Origin of the sequence: Dyadobacter flavalbus, from assembly GCF_006149045.1 — a bacterium.
Taxonomy (GTDB): Bacteria; Bacteroidota; Bacteroidia; order Cytophagales; family Spirosomataceae; genus Dyadobacter; species Dyadobacter flavalbus.
Window position 1 is genome coordinate 328,903 of record NZ_VBSN01000038.1, and the last position, 18,606, is coordinate 347,508.

14 protein-coding genes are annotated in these 18,606 nt (G+C 46.4%); 2 read left to right on the plus strand and 12 right to left on the minus strand.

The annotated features are described in order from the left end of the window. Window positions 1–303: 303 nt before the first annotated feature. From FEM33_RS13105 to hisS, 11 genes are all read right to left on the minus strand, one after another. The gene (locus FEM33_RS13105; protein WP_139012461.1) at window positions 304–1,065 is read right to left on the minus strand and encodes a hypothetical protein; all 762 of its coding nucleotides are present in this window, start codon (window positions 1,063–1,065) and stop codon (window positions 304–306) included. 102 nt (window positions 1,066–1,167) lie between these two features. Then, complete coding sequence (locus FEM33_RS13110) at window positions 1,168–3,093, minus strand: response regulator (RefSeq protein ID WP_139012462.1); 1,926 nt, start codon at window positions 3,091–3,093, stop codon at window positions 1,168–1,170. A gap of 15 nt (window positions 3,094–3,108) precedes the next feature. Beyond that, complete coding sequence (locus FEM33_RS13115; RefSeq protein ID WP_139012463.1) at window positions 3,109–3,690, minus strand: chemotaxis protein CheB; 582 nt, start codon at window positions 3,688–3,690, stop codon at window positions 3,109–3,111. Then, entirely contained in the window at window positions 3,687–4,502 is an 816-nt protein-coding gene (locus tag FEM33_RS13120; RefSeq protein ID WP_139012464.1) for a CheR family methyltransferase, read from the minus strand. Before FEM33_RS13120 ends, FEM33_RS13115 begins: the two co-directional genes overlap by 4 nt. A 3-nt stretch (window positions 4,503–4,505) precedes the next feature. Next, a complete protein-coding gene (locus FEM33_RS13125; RefSeq protein ID WP_139012465.1) occupies window positions 4,506–7,925 on the minus strand; it encodes a response regulator in 3,420 nt (1,139 codons plus the stop codon). 193 nt (window positions 7,926–8,118) lie between these two features. After that, complete coding sequence (locus tag FEM33_RS13130) at window positions 8,119–11,445, minus strand: UvrD-helicase domain-containing protein (protein ID WP_139012466.1); 3,327 nt, start codon at window positions 11,443–11,445, stop codon at window positions 8,119–8,121. Between the two features lie 220 nt (window positions 11,446–11,665). Next, window positions 11,666–12,187: a hypothetical protein gene (locus FEM33_RS13135; protein WP_139012467.1), complete on the minus strand. Its 522-nt coding sequence runs from the start codon at window positions 12,185–12,187 to the stop codon at window positions 11,666–11,668. A gap of 48 nt (window positions 12,188–12,235) precedes the next feature. Beyond that, window positions 12,236–13,309 carry a histidinol-phosphate transaminase gene (gene hisC, locus FEM33_RS13140; protein WP_139012468.1) on the minus strand — a complete coding sequence of 358 codons (1,074 nt, stop codon included), beginning with the start codon at window positions 13,307–13,309 and terminating at the stop codon, window positions 12,236–12,238. Window positions 13,310–13,372: 63 nt separating this feature from the next. Further along, window positions 13,373–14,644 (minus strand): histidinol dehydrogenase, encoded by a 1,272-nt coding sequence (gene hisD, locus FEM33_RS13145; RefSeq protein ID WP_139012469.1) that lies wholly within the window; start codon window positions 14,642–14,644, stop codon window positions 13,373–13,375. Window positions 14,645–14,686: 42 nt separating this feature from the next. Beyond that, window positions 14,687–15,550, minus strand: coding sequence for an ATP phosphoribosyltransferase (hisG, locus tag FEM33_RS13150; RefSeq protein WP_138279991.1), 864 nt, complete (start codon window positions 15,548–15,550; stop codon window positions 14,687–14,689). Window positions 15,551–15,600: 50 nt separating this feature from the next. Then, a complete protein-coding gene (hisS, locus tag FEM33_RS13155; RefSeq protein ID WP_139012470.1) occupies window positions 15,601–16,971 on the minus strand; it encodes a histidine--tRNA ligase in 1,371 nt (456 codons plus the stop codon). 222 nt (window positions 16,972–17,193) lie between these two features. Between hisS and FEM33_RS26545 the strand changes: the two genes are divergently transcribed. Continuing rightward, window positions 17,194–17,346 (plus strand): hypothetical protein, encoded by a 153-nt coding sequence (locus FEM33_RS26545; protein ID WP_166444435.1) that lies wholly within the window; start codon window positions 17,194–17,196, stop codon window positions 17,344–17,346. 26 nt (window positions 17,347–17,372) lie between these two features. On the opposite strand, the gene FEM33_RS13160 is transcribed toward FEM33_RS26545, so the two are convergent. After that, window positions 17,373–17,756 (minus strand): hypothetical protein, encoded by a 384-nt coding sequence (locus FEM33_RS13160; protein WP_229214233.1) that lies wholly within the window; start codon window positions 17,754–17,756, stop codon window positions 17,373–17,375. A gap of 58 nt (window positions 17,757–17,814) precedes the next feature. On the opposite strand from FEM33_RS13160, the gene FEM33_RS13165 reads away from it, so the two are divergent. After that, window positions 17,815–18,585, plus strand: coding sequence for a class I SAM-dependent methyltransferase (locus tag FEM33_RS13165; protein ID WP_139012471.1), 771 nt, complete (start codon window positions 17,815–17,817; stop codon window positions 18,583–18,585). The last annotated feature ends 21 nt before the right edge of the window (window positions 18,586–18,606 follow it).

Here is an 18,606-nt window from a genome sequence, read left to right on the forward strand (position 1 = left end):
CAGTACAATCTCGTAGCTTTTTACCTTTTTGAGGCTATACCTCAGCAGGTTCCTTCGGAACCTCAGATAATTATAAAATTTCCTGATACTGTTTTTATTCACCATTTACTGTTTTTATCCTGCCCGACAAACCTGAACGCTTCCTAAACCTGCTTCAAAATAATTCAGGAATTACCTAAAATCCTATCAACCGGTGCCTGTAATTGAAACATTAAAACGGATCCCTACCCGGCAACCGGCGCAAACAACAGAAAAGCCCGATGAACATGCACCGGGCTTTTTCGTAAAACCGTTTCAGGATAACTAGTTTGCTCTTGCAAGCTGAACTTCCAGCCTGATATCCACATTGCGGTCGTTTCCGCTGTTACGCCCGTATCCGCCGGTTCCGAGGCCAACGTCCATGCCGCCGCCCATTCCGATTCCGCCGCCAAGTCCGATTCCGATTCTCGGACTGAAACCGGACTGTGAGGACTGTCCGTCCACTTTGATGTTCACGCCAAGCATTTCGGTTTCCTTGGCATTTACACCCATCAGGCTGAAAGGAATGGCAATCTGCTCCGTAAGTTCACCGTTGCGGTCCATGGAAATGTGCGACTTGATACTGCCGTCCGGCGCGACGAGATTGATAAAATGCTGTCCCTGTTTGTCTTTCCATACCGCTTCCTTGTTATAGGAATCCATCAGCAGATCAAGGCCGAGGCTGTTTGGAAGGTCGGTATCAATGCGTTTCAGCGCCTTGCGGTCTTCTTTCATGACAACCGGAAAAAGCAACGAGTATGCATCTTTTTTCTGCCCCTGCGGACTGAACGAAATTTTAAGCCCGCTGGCAAGAATGTTCTGGATTGTCGAAGGATCTTTCGTCTTTAGAGTCAGATATACGTACTGATCGTCATTGATAATGCCGTACTTCAGTCTGGATTTCTGATCCTGCTGATCCGGCTTTACTTCATCAACATACGAGAACGGAGCATTCCATTTCGACTCATACGTCATCGTTTTTGATGAACTGCATCCGGCGAGGGTTATCAACAGCAGTAATTTCCAACTGTTTCTTATGTTTTTCATTTTGTCGTTTGTACAATAAGGATTTTAATATTAACGAAATCCATCAATTATTCATTACGGCAAATGAAAATAAAACGTTGCATTCCGGACAGCAGGCCGTCATTATTTTACTTCTGCAAACAAAAGCGACTTGATCTTTCTGTACAGTTTTTCGGGCTCAAACGGCTTGCTTAACGTGTCGTTCATTCCCGATTGCAGCGCCTGCGATACTTCATCGGGCAATACGGTTGCAGAAAGCGAAAGTATCGGTGTTTTTACGCTCAGGATAGTACGGGCATGCCTTGCCGCTTCAAAACCATCCATTTCCGGCATTCTTGTATCCAGAATAATAAGGTCAAAGCTATGTTTTTTCAGCATATCCACGGCTTCCCTTCCGTTTACAACCATCGTCGGGTTCAAAGCCCAGGTTTTCAGGTATTTTTTAAGCAGCAATGCATTGATCGGATTGTCTTCTGCCACCAGTACGGACTCGCCATCAAACGGTGGCAGCTCCTGAAACAGCGCCTGTGACGCGTTATCCTGGCTCTTCTCTTTGGTGCTGCTCAATACGAGTGTAAAGAAAAACTGGCTTCCTTCGTTAAAACGGCTGTTCACTTCCAGCTCGCTTTTCATCAGCCGTATGAGCTTTTGGGAGATAGTCAGGCCGAGGCCGGTTCCGCCGTACTGATAAGATGTGTTTTCAGAAGCCTGGCCGTATTCCGAAAATATATTCGACATATGCTCTTCGGACATTCCGATGCCGGTATCTTCTACCGTAAATTTAATTTTATGCCCGTTCTCGGTTTCCGAAATACGTTCAATCCGCAGTTTGACATAGCCTTTCTGCGTAAATTTCAAGGCATTTCCAACGAGATTGAGCAGAACCTGATTGATCCGCATGCCGTCGGCCATCACGTTTTCGGGAACCGCTTCCTCCACAAAAAGACTGAGTTCCAGTTTTTTCTCTTCTGCCTTGAACCGCATCAGATCAATAATCCCTTTTCCAAGCTGCCGCAGGTCTGTCGCCGTCGGAACAATCGAGAATTTGCCTTCATCCATTTTGGAAATATCCAGAATGTCATTCAGAATATTCAGCAGCGAACCGGAAGACTGCCGGAGCATACTTACAAGATCGCGCTGCGACTCGTCGAGCTGCGTTGCATTCAGCAGGTTGCCCAATCCGATGATGCCGTTTAATGGCGTGCGGATTTCATGGCTCATATTGGCAAGAAATGATTCTTTTACCTTGCGCGCTTTTTCGGCCAGTGTCTGTGCATCGATCAGGGCACGCTCGTGTGCCTTGCGCTTTTCTATATCGTGCAGATTGATAAAAAGCAGCCTGTTCTTGTACATGATGCGGAGTTCCAGCCAGACGGGCTGACGCAGCCGGCCGAAAAAACGGTCTTCCACGACAATCGTTTCCCCGTTCAGATAGGTTTTTTTTACCAGAACTTCCCGGAATCCGGAGTTGAGCGGATCCACAAGCGAGTCCAGAATCGTTACACCCAGCAAATCGGACGGCACCAGGCCCAGTATTTTTTCTACCGAAGGGTTAATGGAAATGATCTTCCCCGTTTCCGGTTCTACGGTGGCGATAATATCAGGCGAATTCAGGATGATGGTCGCATAATTTTCCAGCATCTTGTTCTTGTCACGGATTTCTTTCTGGCTGCGGGCAAGCCGGATCAGGGAATCTACTTTCGCATTGGTTATATACGGATCGAGCGGTTTGTACAAATAATCGATAGCGCCGGTTTTGAGCCCGCGTACCGCATAAGTGGTTTCTTTTGAAATCGCCGTAACGAACACAATCAGAATTTCCCTTGTTTTGGGATTTGAAAAAAGCGTTTCTGCAAACTCGAATCCGTCCATTCCCGGCATCTGAACGTCCACCAGTGCAACAGCAATATCGTTCTCCCAAACCATACGCAGGGCTTCATTGGCCGAAGTTGTTTCAAAAATCTCGATGTCGTCTCTGTTGAGAATAGCTTTCAGGGAAATCAGATTTTCTTCCCGGTCATCCAGCAGCAGAATTTTAGTATTTTCCATATGTAATTTTTGGCACTAGTATAGTACTTCCCTGATCATTTTATAAAAGCCTTTTTCCAACAGCACGTGATGTTTATCATACTGCCTGACTGCTTCCGCCGGCATTCTCGGCGAATCGGCATATGCCGGGTCCTGCACGTAAGTCGGAAAGCCTTTTTGCGCAATGAGTTTTAACCCGAAAGCGCCGTCCGCACTCGAACCCGAAAACAGCATAGCTGCTTTTACCGGAATTCCCGACAATGCCGCCGAAACGAAAGTAGCATCAATCGACGGCCTGGAAAAAAAATCTTTTTCGGAATCATCATAATAAAACCGCCCGTCCGGACCGATGAGCAGATGATAATCCGGATAACCAAAGTAAATATGATTGGGCAGTACCGGTTCCAGATGAATGGGTTCTTTCATGGCTATATTTGTTTTGTTCCTGAAAATTTCGGGCAGCACAGCCGTACTGTCTTTTCTTCTGTGAATGATAAAAACCAGCGCACAGGAAACCGGGTTTTTCAGCATTTTCAGTATTTCTTCAAAAATGGTAAAACTTCCCGAGGAGCCGCCAAGTAAAACCAGACTGAGCGGTTCATCTGATTGCTCTTTCATTTTATCTTCTGGTAAATGTTCAGTTCACTGTCAATGATTTTAAAATGTTGCTCAATGCCTGAATACCGCAATGTTTCCCGTTTGCCAAGGCACAGAAAACCGAGCATGCTCAGGCTGTCATACAATAGCCGGAATACTTTCTGCCGCAGTTCCAGCGAAAAATAGATCATTACATTGCGGCAGCTGATAAACTGGAACTCGTTAAACACGCCGTCTCCGGTAAGGTCGTGCAGGGAAAATATAATGTTTTTCCGCAGTTCCGGTGCGATCACCGCCCTGTTATAAGCCACATAATAGTAATCCGAAAGCGATCCGGTTCCGGCAGCCTGCAGGTAATTTTCTGAAAATGTGCGGATGTTTCCGAGTGTAAAAACACCTTCACGCGCCGCAGTCAGTACCTTGTTGCTCAGGTCCGTGGCGTAAATCAGTGACTTGCCCTGCAACCCGGCTTCCTTAAGGAGGATTGCCATGGAAAAAGCTTCTTCTCCCGACGCACAGCCTGCCACCCAGAACCGCAGCGCAGGATACGAATCCAGGTATGTAAAAACCTCGGTCCTTACTTTTTTAAAATAATCCGGATCGCGGAACATTTCGGAATAATTGACCGTCAGTTCCTGAATAAGGTCGTAAACTGCTCTCCCGCCCTGCTCGATATACAGGAAAAGTTCCTTGAGGTTCATTGCATTCTTTGTCAGATAGCGGCTTGTACTTCTTAGCAGCGACGGTTTGGCATACCCGGAAAAATCAAACCCGGAAATTTCCCGGATGCGTACAATCAGCATTTCAAGCTCGGAATATTCAATAATAACCATTTGTCAGGCAGAATGTAACCATACTTTTATCAACGATAGCAGCTTGTCAATGTCCACAGGTTTTGAAATGTAATCATTGGCTCCGGCTGCAAGGCATTGCTCCCGGTCGCCCTGCATGGCTTTGGCAGTCACGGCAATAATCGGCAGATCCGGCCAACGGTTCATCTGGCGGATGGTCCGGGTTGCCTCGATCCCGTCCATTTCCGGCATCATCACATCCATAAGCACCAGATCAATGTTGGCTGTTTCTTCCAGTTTCTGAATGGCTTCTTTTCCGTTTGTGGCAATTTCGATACTGAACCCGGAATCTTCCAGAACAGCGCTCAGTGCAAAAATATTTCGCATATCGTCATCGGCCAGCAGGATTTTCCTGCCTACAAATACATTTTCGGCATGCACAACCGGATTGCTGAACGGTTTTTTTACAGGCTCTTCTCCCGGCTCGGCCGGCTTTATTTTTTTGAGGAAAAGCTTCACTTCATCGAGCAGGCGTTCATTCGACTTTTTGGTTTTCATAACCACCGAATGCGCATATTTCAGCACGCGGTTCAGATCGGTCTGCGTCAGGTCTTCGGCCGTATTGACAACCACAGGCAGGCTGTTCCATTCCGTTTTTTTCTTGATCTGATCCAGCAGATCGAGCCCGTTCATATCCGAAAGCCTGATATCCAGAATGATTCCGTCCACAGGTTCGCGGTTCAGAATTGCCAATGCTTCTTTTCCGGAATAAGCATAAAGGACAAAAATGTTGTTTTCGGCAAGGAAATCGCCCAGATATTTGCTTTGGTAAGCGTCATCTTCAATCAACAGGATGCGTTGCTTGTCTGTCTTTTTTCCTTCCAGTTTCAGCAGACTGAAAATATTTTCAGCAGACTTTTGATCCACCGGTTTTTGCATAAACCCGACAGCGCCGCCTTTCAGCATGTCCGCATTGAAATACTCGCCGGCAGAAACGGTATGTACCGGAATTGATTTTGTATCCGGATTGGATTTCAGCTTCTGAAGCACTTCATCGCCGGACATATCAGGCAGGTGCATATCCAGAATAATGGCAGTCGGATTAAAGCTTGCAGCCATGGCGAGCGCATCTTTTCCGTTGTTTGCAACCTGTACCTCAAAACCGAAATCACGTGCTTTGGCGGACATATCAGCGGCAAAAATTTCATCATCTTCAATCAGCAGCAAACGGTTGGACTTGCCGTTAACCGGTTTTATTACAGCAATGCTTGCAGGTGCCGGCTCGGCGTGTTTTACGGGCTCTGTAACGATTTCTGCGCTTTCCCGTCCATTCTGAACCGGAATTTTCAGGGTAAATTCAGAGCCTTTTTCGGGTTCGCTGACCAGTGAAATGGAGCCTTTGAACAAGTTGGTCAGTTCGCGGCTGATAGATAGACCCAATCCGGTACCGCCGTATTTCCTGCTGGTAGAACCATCCGCCTGCTGGAATGCTTCAAAGATCGATTGCTGTTTGTCCGCAGGGATTCCGATGCCGGTGTCGGCTACTTTGAAATACAGCTCATTTTCTTTCCGGCTGATCGTCAGGGAAACGGTACCCGGCGATGAAGTGAACTTGATGGCATTGGAAATCAGATTTCTGAGAATCTGTAGTAACCGGACCTGATCTACATAAATCATTTCCGGGCAGGATCCATCTTTCTCTATTTTCAAAACGAGACCTTTGTTCTCCGCTACTTTCTGGAATGTGTTTCGTATCTCTGCAAGCAGCAGTTCCGTTTTTACCTGCTCATAAAACAGCTCGATTTTACCGGATTCGACTTTCGCCAGGTCCAGAATATCATTGATCAGTGTTAAAAGATCGTTACCGGAATTAAAAATTACCGATGCATAGCGCTGTTCTTCATTGCTGAGCCGTGCTTCTTTGTTTTCACTAAGTATGCGTGATAAAATCAGAATGCTGTTCAGCGGCGTACGCAATTCATGGCTCATATTGGCCAGGAACTCGCTTTTGAACCGGCCGCTTTTTTCCAGCTCATCTGCCTTCAGCTGAATCTGATCGCGTGCTTCCTCAATGGTCCTTTTCTGTTCTTCAAGCATGAAAGCTTTTTCCTTCAGTTCCGTATTAGTCTGCTTCAGTTCCTCCTGCTGGATGCGCAGCTCCTCTTCGGAAACCTGAAGCAAGGACGACTGGCGGGTAAGTTCTTCATTGGTAACGCGGAGTTCTTCCTGCTGGCTTTCCAGTTCTTCCGCCTGAAGCTGGGTTTTTTCAAGCAGTTCATTCGTCATCAGCCTTGCCTTGGATGCCATAATGGCCACGGCAACATTATCCGAAATCATTTCCAGCAGTTTGGCAAACTTTGCTCCCGGGTTGTTCAAAAAACCGATTTCAACAACAGCCGTCACAAAATCCTCGAAAATAAAGGTTTTTACAAACACAATTCCAGGCTCGGTACTTCCCGTGCCGCTCTGTATTTTGAAATAAGCCGGTGCAACTTCCAGCCTTTTTATACTGGTTTTATCCGCTGCAAGCTGTCCGAGTATGCCGTTGCCCAAAGGGATGATTTCAGCAACAGGCTCACTGATACCGTAGCTGGCGGCCAGTTTGAGAATTTCGCCCGTCCGGTTCACCAGGTACATGGTACCAACGGCTGCATCCGAAACACTGACCAGTTTAGACAACATATTTTTTGACAATTCCATGGGTGTGGGTTCGCCTCTGATTGCTTCCGAGAGTTGTACCGCAGCGATGAGAATCCAGTTCTTTTCCTGATCCTCACAAGCAAGCTCTTCGAGTAATTCATTAGCTTTAAGCGCATTCTGTTCCGAAACAATCTGTGCATTATAGGTTTTCTTGACCAGATAATACAACATGAACACAACCAGGAGAAAAATCAGCGTTCCGAAAACGATGTATTGCTTGGCTTCATTGGAACTCGTCAATGCATTCTGCTCCCTTTCGGTAAGCAGCCCTTCTTCCAGGTTTTCCACCCGTCTGAAATAGAAATCAATTTGCGATGAAAGGTCTTTGCCTTTCAGAATCAGTGCCTTGATCGTATCCTCCGAGTAACTTCCCGACTTGACCAGTTCATACTGAACGTTCATCGTCTGGATGCGCGACTGCATCAGCGGCATCAGCGAATCAATTCTGCTGGCCTGTACGCGGTTGTCCATAACCAGATTACGCAGAATGTCCAGTTCCGACCAGATTTGCTCGGAAGCTGTTTTGTAATTGTATTCAAAAGTCGGATTGCGTGTTATCGTAAAACCACGCACATTGGATTCAGCTCTCAGCAACAGGTTTCTGACCGAAGTAGAAACCAGAATAACCTGTTTGGTGTGATTGACCCATCCGGCATTTTCCTGCTGCATCCGGATTGCATTGTAGGAAGTAAGGCCCACAATAAAGACCAGAATGATCGAAAACGAAATGCCGAACAGGACTTGTCGCTGAAATGTGATGCGCATAAATGTTCGAAAGTAGCTGAATGAAATTGTTTACATCAGAAATTAAATTGTGAATATCACAAAAAAATTTTCATTCCTAGCTTAAATTCGACACATATCTGTTAAAAATTTTAAATTTTGGTTACACGCTAAATAAATATAATTCGACATTTATGTTAAATCTACAAAAAAGTTGTATGCACCGGAAGATTTTCTATCCTTCAATCCATTCGATTGATTCGTCTTCTAGGGTTATCAATATACCTCTGGATTTTCTGCCGGCACTTTCATAGGTTTTAATGAGCTTTTTCAAATGTCTCTTTGGCTCTTCCGAACTGCTTCCTCCGATGAACGTCATAAAAACAAATTCGCCGTCCGGACGCTGAACGACACGGTCTATATGTAACAATTTTCCGCCGGGTACAAGTAACTGCGTGTCTGTCTGAATCTTATTTTCGTCGCTGTACAAACCCTGCAGCAATGGATCATTCAGCAATGCATAAGCCTGTTCTGTAATCTGTCCGCTTTCCGATCTTGTAAACATTCCTTCCCCGACCAGTTTCTCCATAGCCTGCGGCAACTCGGATACGGACTTCAACCGGGTTACCAGATGCCTGATTTTTTGCAGCCGGTCATGCTTCTGCTCAAAGGTATGCACGTCAAAAATGCGGTCGGCCATGCGGCGCAGGCGCAGCGATTCCGTCCGGTCACTGCTCAGGATATTCTTGACAACGAAAGGTTTGGAATCTGTTTTGACGTGGGCATGCCGCGGATTGCTGCCGCCTTGTGAAATGATGTATTTTGTTTCATTCACGTTCCACTCCGACCTGAAATCCTGCGTATGAACGTAGTCATGCAGCCAGTTGCTGACCTGCTGTCCGGCATCCCACTTCTTTTCACTTTTGGCCAAAACATACAACCGCTGCACCGGCCTTGTAAAAGCAACGTACAAAAGGTTCAGGTTTTCCACCAGCGTTCTTGTGCGCTCGTCCTGATACTGCGCTGAAACAGAAGTATTTTCCAGATCCTTTACAACGGAAACCAGCGAGCTGCGCAGCCTTTTGTCCGAGTAGGACGGCTGATCCTGCAAAACAAGTTCCTCATAGCGGATGTCGTCCAGATCGAGCCATATTTTATCCAGCCTGGCATTCGGCGTGACTTTCCAGTGTGCGTACGGAACAATGACGACCGGGTATTCCAGCCCTTTTGACTTGTGTATGGTTGTAATCCGCATGGCATCCGTCTCAGCAGGAATGGTTATCGACAGCTTGTGCCGTGCCGATTCCCAGTGAATCAGAAAATCGCCGAGATGATTGCTTTTCCGGTTTCCGTATTCCAGTACAACATCCAGAAAACGGAACAGGTACTCGTTTTCATAATTATTTTTGAACAATCCGAAACGCTGCATAAGCTGCTCGCTCAGCTCGAATACGGAAAGCTGCCGCATCCGGAACGAGGGCAGAACGATGTTCCACCTTTTGAAATAGCCGAGAAAAGAATCCAGCCCGCGTTCTTCACATAAAATACGGATCTGCTCGTATTCAGATGCAGCAGGATTTTCACGGCGGACTACATGATGAAAAAGATAGGCCGCTTCATAGCGTGCCAGCCGGTTGTCGGAAGTATGCAGGACTTTCATGAAAGAAATGATGAAATGCACCGACCGCGAGTAGCTCAGCAGCAATGCATCATCCGAAATCAGCGGAAATCCTGCTTCTTTCATGGCATTGGCAAGTGCAGCGGCTTCGTTTTTCTTACGACAGAGCATGGCGATGTCGCGCCAGAAGTAACCCTGCTGCCGCAGCTCGGAAACCAGTTCCAGAGCGCGTGTAATCATGGCATCCTTTGCCGTTTCCCCTTCTGAAATTTCGTCGCTTTCTTCCTGCATGTTCAGGAATTCAATTTCGACATGTCCGCCGCCTTTTACATGTTCCGGTATTTCCTGCTGAAAATGATGATCATAAACGTCTTTTACCAACGGGAATTCATTGCCGGCCATATTGGCTATAAACTCAAAGAACTTGTTGTTGAAATCAGTAATTTCGCGGCTGCTTCTGTAATTAACCTTTAAGTGGCTAATTTCCAGATAGTTGTCAAGGCTCCATAGTCTTACGGCATTATAACTGTCGCTTCCGAGCAACTCGGCGATCTGCATCACCTGACTCTGGGCCATGTGCAGGATCAGGTCCATGTCCCCGCCGCGAAACCGGTAAATGGATTGTTTGGCATCACCAACAATAAGGTTAAAGTAACCGCTGCCCAGCGCATTTTCCATTAACGGAAGCAGATTGGCAAACTGCAGTTTGGAAGTATCCTGAAATTCATCGACCAGAATGTGATTATATCTTTCCCCAAGTCTTTCAAAAATGAAGGGCACCGGTTCGCGCGATACGATTTCTACGATTTTACGATTAAAATCAGAAATATGGACCTGATTGTTCTGCTTCAGAAGTGCGTCAAATTCCTTGCGGACTTCGCCGAGCAGCGACAGATTATAAATATGCCTGTCCAGCTGGCTGAAAAGCATGATCTTTTCAGATTCTGTGAGCCGGATGTTTTCGATCTGATGAAAATGATTTTCAAGGTCCGTTCGGATCTGCTCAATGGAATCCTTGATTAGTACGGCCGTTTTAGCGCCGTACCAGGTTCCTTCACCAATTGTTTTGTAGACATAGGAATTCGGTTCCGCCCAGATTTTCTTCTCTTCAGAACGTTCACGAAAATAGCCGTAAATGCCTCGCCCGCCCTGGTGAAAATCCTTTTCCGTCAGGAAAACGGATTGAATCAGCCCGAACGCTTCTTTGGAATGTCTGACAACCGCAGCTTCTCTTTCGCGCACAAATGCACGCATCTGGTTCCGGATCGCCACCCAGTCTTCCATTTTAAGATCCGCCACGCGTTTCATATGCATGTAGCTTTGCTCGCTCAGCAGCGTACCGGAAGTTTCACGGATCTGCATCGGCAGTGCACCCCAGCTTTTTCCTTCATCTGCGCTTTCGCGGTAGTATTTTTCAACGATACCCGTCAGAATTTCTTCGCCTTCCTGCCCTATTCTGGCCAGTAGCCGGTCCACGGCCTGATCCAGCAGCTCACCATCAAGCTGGGTTTCAAAAATAAAAGGAATGCCGAGTTCGTCCGTAAAGCTGCTGATCAATCGCTGCGTAAACTTGTCAATCGTCATCACCGAAAAGTCGGAATAACGATGCAGGATCTGGCGGAAAACCTGATGAGCCCGGCCTGCAATGAGCTGGCATGCGCCTGAAAACAGCGCCGGGTCGTGGCTTGCATCCGGATACATTTCCATAACTACCTCTTTCAGCATGGGATGTGGCGGCGTATCGGAACCAAATGACTCGGCAAACGTCCGCAGCATCAGTAAAATACGGTCTTTCATTTCATTGGCCGCGGCATTGGTGAAGGTCACAGCCAGTATATGCCTGAAGTAAGTTTCTGAATTGGAATGCAATGCGAGCTTTAAATACTCTTTGGTAAGCGTGTACGTCTTCCCCGACCCCGCTGATGAACTGTAGACTTTAAACACTTTTGCTGAAAATTGGAAAGTACTATAAAAATAGTAAACGAATAACAGATCAATTTACATAAAAAAAGCAGGCGCAAACCTGCTTTTTTTGATCAATAAATGGAAATAAGTAACTGCCTGAAACCCGTTGCGGTGATTTGCTTTGTAAGTTACTTATAATTTTAATTTTAACTTTCTCGCAGCTAGAAGCCAAGTGCTGACAGCTGCTGGTCCAGGCATATTACAGATTAAACCGGATTCCGCCCGAAAAATTAGGACTCAGATAAAACGGCCTCGGCAACAATTCAAGATAAGTTCCGGCCTCGATAAATACCGAAATGCGGTTGTCCGGAATGTAATATTCAAACCCGCCTATTGCAGAGCCGCCGAGCGATATATTTTTCTCATAATTTCCGAGCAGGCGTTTCGGATACGACCTGCGGCTGTTGATCTGTCCGCCCAAACCATAATAAACATGAACTGCCTCGGAATTGAACAGCGGCGTATGCCATAGATAATGCACCTGGAGAGAAACGCCGGCATTTTTGTAAATTCCTTCATCCCCTCTGTACTTGCGGTCATTGGACAGGATTCCGCCGTACGTCCCGACCGTAATATCCAGCGCATGGATGTTATTGAAGTATTTGCGGATATTTACACCAGTCGGTTCCCCGAGCTTGAACCCGACGGCCCAGTTATCATACTGTGCTTGTGCCAGTCCAAAGTAAAGTGTACAAATAAATGTCAAGGCTAGTTTCTTCATATCAGTAACAGGTAAATTTATTTGGTTAGAGCTATTATAAAAACCGTACTAGACAGCAACATTCTTCTGCTGATATTTTTTCAAAGATTCAATCAGGGTCGTGTTTTCTTCCTGCGTACCGACTGTAATTCTGAGGCAGCCTTCACAAAGTTGTACGCGGGAACGGTCCCTTACGATAATGGTTTCCTGAATCAGATAATCCATAACGGCCTTTGCATTTTCAAATTGAACCAGCAGAAAATTGGCATCCGACGGATATACTTTTATCACCAACGCTAGATTTTCCAACATGTTACACAAAGAAGTCCTTTCTTTCAGAATGTCGGCAACCATCCTGTCTTTTTTATCAACGGACTGCAATCCTTCCAGCAAGGCTTGCTGCGCGGGCAGACTGATATTGTAAGGCGGTTTGATCTTGTTCAGAATACGGATCAGCTCAACGGATGCAAAGCACATCCCGACCCGGATTCCGGCCAGTCCCCACGCTTTGGAAAAGGTCTGAAGTACAACAAGATTCGGGTATTGATCCAGGTGCTGAATCCACGACGGCGTTTCGGTAAAATCAATATAAGCTTCATCCACAACGACCAAGCCATTGAAATTCTCAAGAATGACCTCAATGGCTTCATGCTGCATGACATTTCCGGTCGGATTATTGGGCGAGCATATCCAGATTATCTTGGTATCCGGTGTAACTGCACCGAGTACGGCATTCACATCAATCTGATAATCGGGAGTCAGTAAAACCTTGTCCACTTTAACGTCATGAATGGAAGCACTGACTTCATACATTCCGTATGTAGGGGGCATGATGATCACGTGATCTTTCCCGGGCGTGCAAACGGCGCGTGTCAGCAGATCAATGGGTTCGTCACTTCCGTTTCCGAGAAATATTCTTTCTGTTCCAATGTTTTTCAACGGAGCCAGCTTCTGTTTGATATCATTCTGATGCGGATCGGGATAACGGTTGAAATTTTCCACTGTAACCGAGCCGTACGGATTTTCGTTGGCATCCAGAAAAACGCCGACATGGCCCGTGTATTCGTCTCTGGCAGAAGAGTACGGTGCAATCGACAAGATGTGCGGACGAAGGATTTTATTTAATTCAAATGTATTACTCATGCTGTAAACGGGCTTTACTGACAACCCTTTTTAATAGATGATCACGGATTTTCAATACAGAAATTAGGGTAACAGACTTTCAAGCCTGATACTTACGGCAATTTTATGCGCGTCAAGCGATTCTGCTGCGGCCATGGCCTGCACGGTCGGTCCGATGTTTCTGATTCCTTGTTCCGTAATGCTCTGAACGGTGATTTTTTTCACAAAACTATCCACGGAAACGCCGCTGTATGCTTTTGCATAACCGTTTGTAGGCAAGGTATGGTTGGTTCCGGAAGCATAATCACCGCAGGATTCGGGCGTATAATTGCCCAGAAAAATAGAGCCTGCATTAATGATTTTTTCGGAAACCGCTTCTGCATTTTGTATGCTTAAAATCAGATGTTCGGCCGCATACTGGTTCAAAATATCAATGGCATCTTCTTGTGAATGCACCAGAATGGCTTTGCTGTTTGCAATGGACCGCGCAGCCAATTCTTTCCTTGGCAGTTTTTCAAGCTGCGATTGCAAAGCCGTATGGACAGATTCAAGCAAAGACAAACTTTCGGAAACCAGAATAACCTGACTGTCCGGTCCGTGCTCCGCCTGCGAAAGCAGATCGGCTGCCACAAAATCCGGAACGGCGGTATCGTCCGCATAAACGGCTACTTCCGACGGACCGGCAGGCATATCAATGGCAACGCCTTCCTTGCTGATCAGCATTTTGGCCGTGGTCACATACTGGTTTCCGGGGCCGAAAATCTTGTAAACTTTCGGCACACTTTCGGTTCCGTAAGCCATGGCGGCAACTGCCTGCGCACCACCGATCCGAAACGCTTTGGTAACGCCGACCAGTCTGGCTGCATAAAGAATCGCCGGATGATCCGAAGGCGTACAAAGCACTACTTCCCGGCAGCCTGCAATCTGTGCCGGAATACCGAGCATCAGAACGGTACTGAACAACGGCGCTGATCCGCCGGGAATGTAAATCCCGACTTTCTCAATTCCGACGCTGCGCCGCCAGCAAGTTACGCCCGGCATGGTTTCAATTTTTTCAGAAGACTGAAGCTGCGCCTTGTGAAATACGTAAATGTTGCGGTAAGCCTGATGAATGGCTTCCTTCAGCTCATGATCCAGCTTTTCTTCTGCCGCTGCCATTTCCGCTTCTGAAAACGCCAGGTCGGCAAGTTCGGTCTGATCGAATTTCCGGGCCAAGATCCTGATTCCCTCGTCGCCCTGCTCTTTTACCTGCGCGAGAATGGGAAGTACTTTTTCTTCAATATCCTTTGCTTCAAAAACAGGCCTTGCCAGTAAAGCAGGCCATTGTTCTTTTTCAGGAAATGAAATAATATTCATAAAATAGCAGTCAAATGCATTCGGCAGACAGCCGTCGGCATATTACAAAATCATTTTCTCAATCGGTATCACAAGGATACCTTCCGCACCGGCCTGACGGATTTTTTCAATATTTTCCCAGAATTCATTTTCATTGATTACCGAGTGCAGTGAGCACCAGCCTTCGGTTGCCAGCGGCAGAACAGTCGGAGAGCGCATGCCGGGAAGGTATTTGATGATATTTTCAACGGCTTCCGTCGGGCAGTTCAGCAGAATGTATTTGTTGTTTTTGGCAACCTGAACCGATTTGATACGGAACAACAGCTGATCGAGCAGATTTTGCTGAACTTCCGAAAGCTGCTTGCTGGCGATCATAACGGCTTCCGAGCGGAAAATCGTCTCCACTTCCTTCAAACCGTTGCTAAGCAGCGTGCTGCCCGAACTCACAATGTCACAAACAGCATCCGCAAGTCCGATGCTCGGCGCAATTTCCACCGATCCGCTGATTTCATGAATTTGTGCAGAAACGTTGTTTGCCTTTAAATACTGACCCAATAACCGCGGGTAAGTGGTTGCAATACTTTTTCCTTCCAGATCCTGCACGCCGGTGTAATCGTGCTCCCGAAGTACGCCGATGGATAGCCGGCATTTGGAAAAACCCAGTTTATGAACCGTATCCACATTTCTGGACGATTCCTCGGAAACATTTTCACCGACAATCCCGAGATGCGCCACGCCGTCCTCTACGTATCCGGGAATATCGTCGTCACGCAGAAAAAGGATTTCGGCAGGAAAGTTGGTGGCGTCGGTTTTCAGTTTTCCGGCACCGTTATCGAAACGGATGCCGCATTCCTTGATCAGTTTCAGGGAATCTTCGCTTAACCTTCCCGATTTTTGTATTGCAATTCTTAAAGTATTGTTATTCATAAAATTATGCTTCTGTAAACGGCTTTGGGGTCAATTGTCAGGGAAAAAGGTCAGGAACGTTCGGCAGTCAGCGACGCAATGATGTCGTCTGCATTCCGTTTATGCTGTTCGCCGCTTTTCATGTCTTTCAGCGTCAGCATGCCTGATTGTATTTCATCCGATCCGATCAGGATCACAAACGGAATATTCTTGCGGTCGGCATAATCCAGCTGTTTTTTCAGCTTGACCGAATCCGGGTAAATTTCGGCATTGATACCGGCATTTCTCAGCTTCGGCAAAACAGTTAAACCGTACAAAAACGCTTCTTCATCAAAATTGGAAATCATGACCTGCGTGCTGGTTTTCTGGCTTTCCGGAAAAAGGTTCAGTTCTTCCATCACGTCATAAATCCGGTCAACACCCAGGGAAATGCCGACGCCCGAAATGCCCGGAACGCCGAAAGTACCCGTCAGATTATCGTAACGTCCTCCGCCTGAAATACTTCCGATCTGAACGTTATTTGCTTTTACCTCGAATATGGCACCGGTATAATAGGAAAGTCCGCGTGCAAGCGTAACATCAAACTGGATTCTTGCATTTTCCAGTCCGAGCGTTTTCACCAGCTTCCACACCGTTTCCAGCTCTTCAATTCCTTTCATGGCAATTTCAGAACCGGAAAGCCAGCTTTTTAATTCTTCAAAAGGCTCATTGCCGTTCGAAAGACTGAAAACAGGTTCCAGTTTTGAAATGCTTTCACCGGAGAAACCGCGCTGGATCAGTTCTTCTTCCACTTTCTCCTTCCCTATTTTATCCAGTTTGTCGATAGCGACACAAAGCGGTCCTTCCATGCCATGCGCGCCGATCATATCCGCAATGCCGGTCAGGATTTTGCGGTTATTTATTTTTACTGTAAAGTCATTAATTCCCAGCGCAGGCAGAATATCGTGTAAAAGCATTACAATTTCCGCTTCACAAAGCAGTGACTCCGTTCCTACAACGTCTGCATCGCATTGATAAAACTCGCGGTAACGTCCTTTCTGCGGTCTGTCTGCGCGCCATACGGGCTGGATCTGGTATCTTTTGAAAGGCATGGCAAGCGTTCCGCGGTTCATGACTACATAACGTGCAAACGGAACCGTAAGGTCGTAACGAAGTCCTTTTTCCGAGATTTTTCCGGTTAATGCCTTGTAGCCTTCGTTCCAGTCGTGATCCGTCAACTTGCCGCTGAAATCGCCCGAATTGAGTATTTTGAACAAAAGCTGATCGCCTTCTTCGCCGTATTTGCCCATCAGAACCGACAGGTTTTCGAAAGCAGGCGTTTCCAGCGGAAGAAATCCGTAGCGCTGGAAAGTTCGCCGGATCGTATCAAAAATAAAAGTACGTTTTGCCATCTGTTCGGGACCGAAATCTCGGGTTCCGCGGGCAAGGGATGGTTTACTCATTATATATACTGTCAAATATGCGCTGCATCGTTGCTACGGTGTGCCAGAATGTACTGAAAACATCAACAGGCTTTTGCCGGCTTATGTCAGCCTGAAAAGAATGGCAAACGAGCCATAGAAACCGTAAAGTTAGGCAGGCAATGCAATATTTGTGATTATTATCTGCATTATTTACGCGGAAATGATTAATTTTGCGGCTCTTTCACAAAACAATATTTTACAATGGGAGTTACGGAATTAAAACGTAAAGGTCGCAGAAACAAGGCAGTAGCAAATAATCGCACAGCGAAAATTAAAGATCTTTTACGCAAACCAGAAGTACGCAACGTTGATGTTGAGGCAATAAAGGCTCAGTTTGAAGCTAATAAAAAATAAGCACGCCTCTCCGGAATGTTATTCAACTAGTCCCTGTCAATCTGTTTTGGTAGGGCTTTTTGCTTTTTACCCGACTTGGATTTTCCTGAGGATTTGGTATTTACTTTCCGTAATAACTGACGCATGCTGCGGCGTGCTTCCCGGCGAACATCCAGCAAAATCCGGAAGCGCAGTGCTTCGCTGAACATAACCAGTCCGCCGTTGATAAGCACCAGGCTGTACAATCCCAGCACAATCCATACCTGCGCCGGCTCACCGATCCGACGCTGATGCGTAGCTTCGCTGAGTACTGTAAGGCCAAAACTGAATAACAACAGACCGCATGGAGCGAGAATCATCCATTTGGTGCGTGTAGACATTTTCTTAATCAGCCTTTTTCCGGGTGGTTTTGGATCAATTGATGGGATCATTTATTCATTTTTTCCTTGTTATGATCCTAAAATTATTAATTTTTACTCAATAGATTGAATGAAGTCCATTATAAGTTTGGTTTTAAGATTTATTCCGCGCCCTTATCTGCAGCTTACCGGACACTGGGTTGCGCGTATGCTTGGTTTATTCTACACGGGAAATAACGTGGAATGCCCTGTCTGCGAGAGCAAATACCGGAAATTTCTTCCGTACGGACGCAATACTTCCAGCCGGGAAAATGCCCTTTGTCCGCATTGCCTTTCACTCGAACGTCACCGGCTGATGGGACTTTACCTGAAAAGAAAAACCAATTTCTTTACGGCAAAGCTGAAAGTGCTGCACGTAGCGCCGGAATACTGCTTTATTGACCGGTTTGAGCAGATGAAAAATCTGGATTACATCACGGCCGACATCGAATCGCCGCTTGCTAAAGTAAAAATGGACATTCACCGGATTCCGTTTCCTGACAATACGTTTGACGTTGCTTTCTGTAACCACGTAATGGAACATGTGGATGATTATATTCTGGCCATGAGCGAGTTGCACCGTGTGCTCAAACCCGGCGGATGGGCTTTGATACAATCGCCGCAGGATATGAAATATGCCGTTACTTATGAAGATGCCACAATCACCGATCCGCGCGAAAGGGAAAAACATTTTCTGCAGAATGACCATTTAAGGCTTTTTGGCAGAAATTACGGTCGTGAACTGGAAAAAGGCGGTTTCCGTGTGAAAGAAGATCGTTTTGTCATGGACGAACTTTCAAAGGAGGAAGTGGAACGCTACGCTCTGCCGTCGGAAGAGATTGTTTATTTTTGTGAGAAGTGAGATGCTTTTTGTGAGAAGTGA

What these genes read in the sequence shown, in the direction of transcription:
- FEM33_RS13125 (WP_139012465.1), bottom strand. Translation starts at nt 7,925, where the DNA reads ATGCGCATCACATTTCAGCGACAAGTCCTGTTCGGCATTTCGTTTTCG.
- FEM33_RS26545 (WP_166444435.1), top strand. Translation starts at nt 17,194, where the DNA reads ATGGGAGTTACGGAATTAAAACGTAAAGGTCGCAGAAACAAGGCAGTA.
- FEM33_RS13160 (WP_229214233.1), bottom strand. Translation starts at nt 17,756, where the DNA reads ATGATCCCATCAATTGATCCAAAACCACCCGGAAAAAGGCTGATTAAG.
- FEM33_RS13105 (WP_139012461.1), bottom strand. Translation starts at nt 1,065, where the DNA reads ATGAAAAACATAAGAAACAGTTGGAAATTACTGCTGTTGATAACCCTC.
- hisD (WP_139012469.1), bottom strand. Translation starts at nt 14,644, where the DNA reads ATGAATATTATTTCATTTCCTGAAAAAGAACAATGGCCTGCTTTACTG.
- FEM33_RS13165 (WP_139012471.1), top strand. Translation starts at nt 17,815, where the DNA reads ATGAAGTCCATTATAAGTTTGGTTTTAAGATTTATTCCGCGCCCTTAT.
- hisC (WP_139012468.1), bottom strand. Translation starts at nt 13,309, where the DNA reads ATGAGTAATACATTTGAATTAAATAAAATCCTTCGTCCGCACATCTTG.
- FEM33_RS13135 (WP_139012467.1), bottom strand. Translation starts at nt 12,187, where the DNA reads ATGAAGAAACTAGCCTTGACATTTATTTGTACACTTTACTTTGGACTG.
- FEM33_RS13115 (WP_139012463.1), bottom strand. Translation starts at nt 3,690, where the DNA reads ATGAAAGAGCAATCAGATGAACCGCTCAGTCTGGTTTTACTTGGCGGC.
- hisS (WP_139012470.1), bottom strand. Translation starts at nt 16,971, where the DNA reads ATGAGTAAACCATCCCTTGCCCGCGGAACCCGAGATTTCGGTCCCGAA.
- hisG (WP_138279991.1), bottom strand. Translation starts at nt 15,550, where the DNA reads ATGAATAACAATACTTTAAGAATTGCAATACAAAAATCGGGAAGGTTA.
- FEM33_RS13120 (WP_139012464.1), bottom strand. Translation starts at nt 4,502, where the DNA reads ATGGTTATTATTGAATATTCCGAGCTTGAAATGCTGATTGTACGCATC.
- FEM33_RS13110 (WP_139012462.1), bottom strand. Translation starts at nt 3,093, where the DNA reads ATGGAAAATACTAAAATTCTGCTGCTGGATGACCGGGAAGAAAATCTG.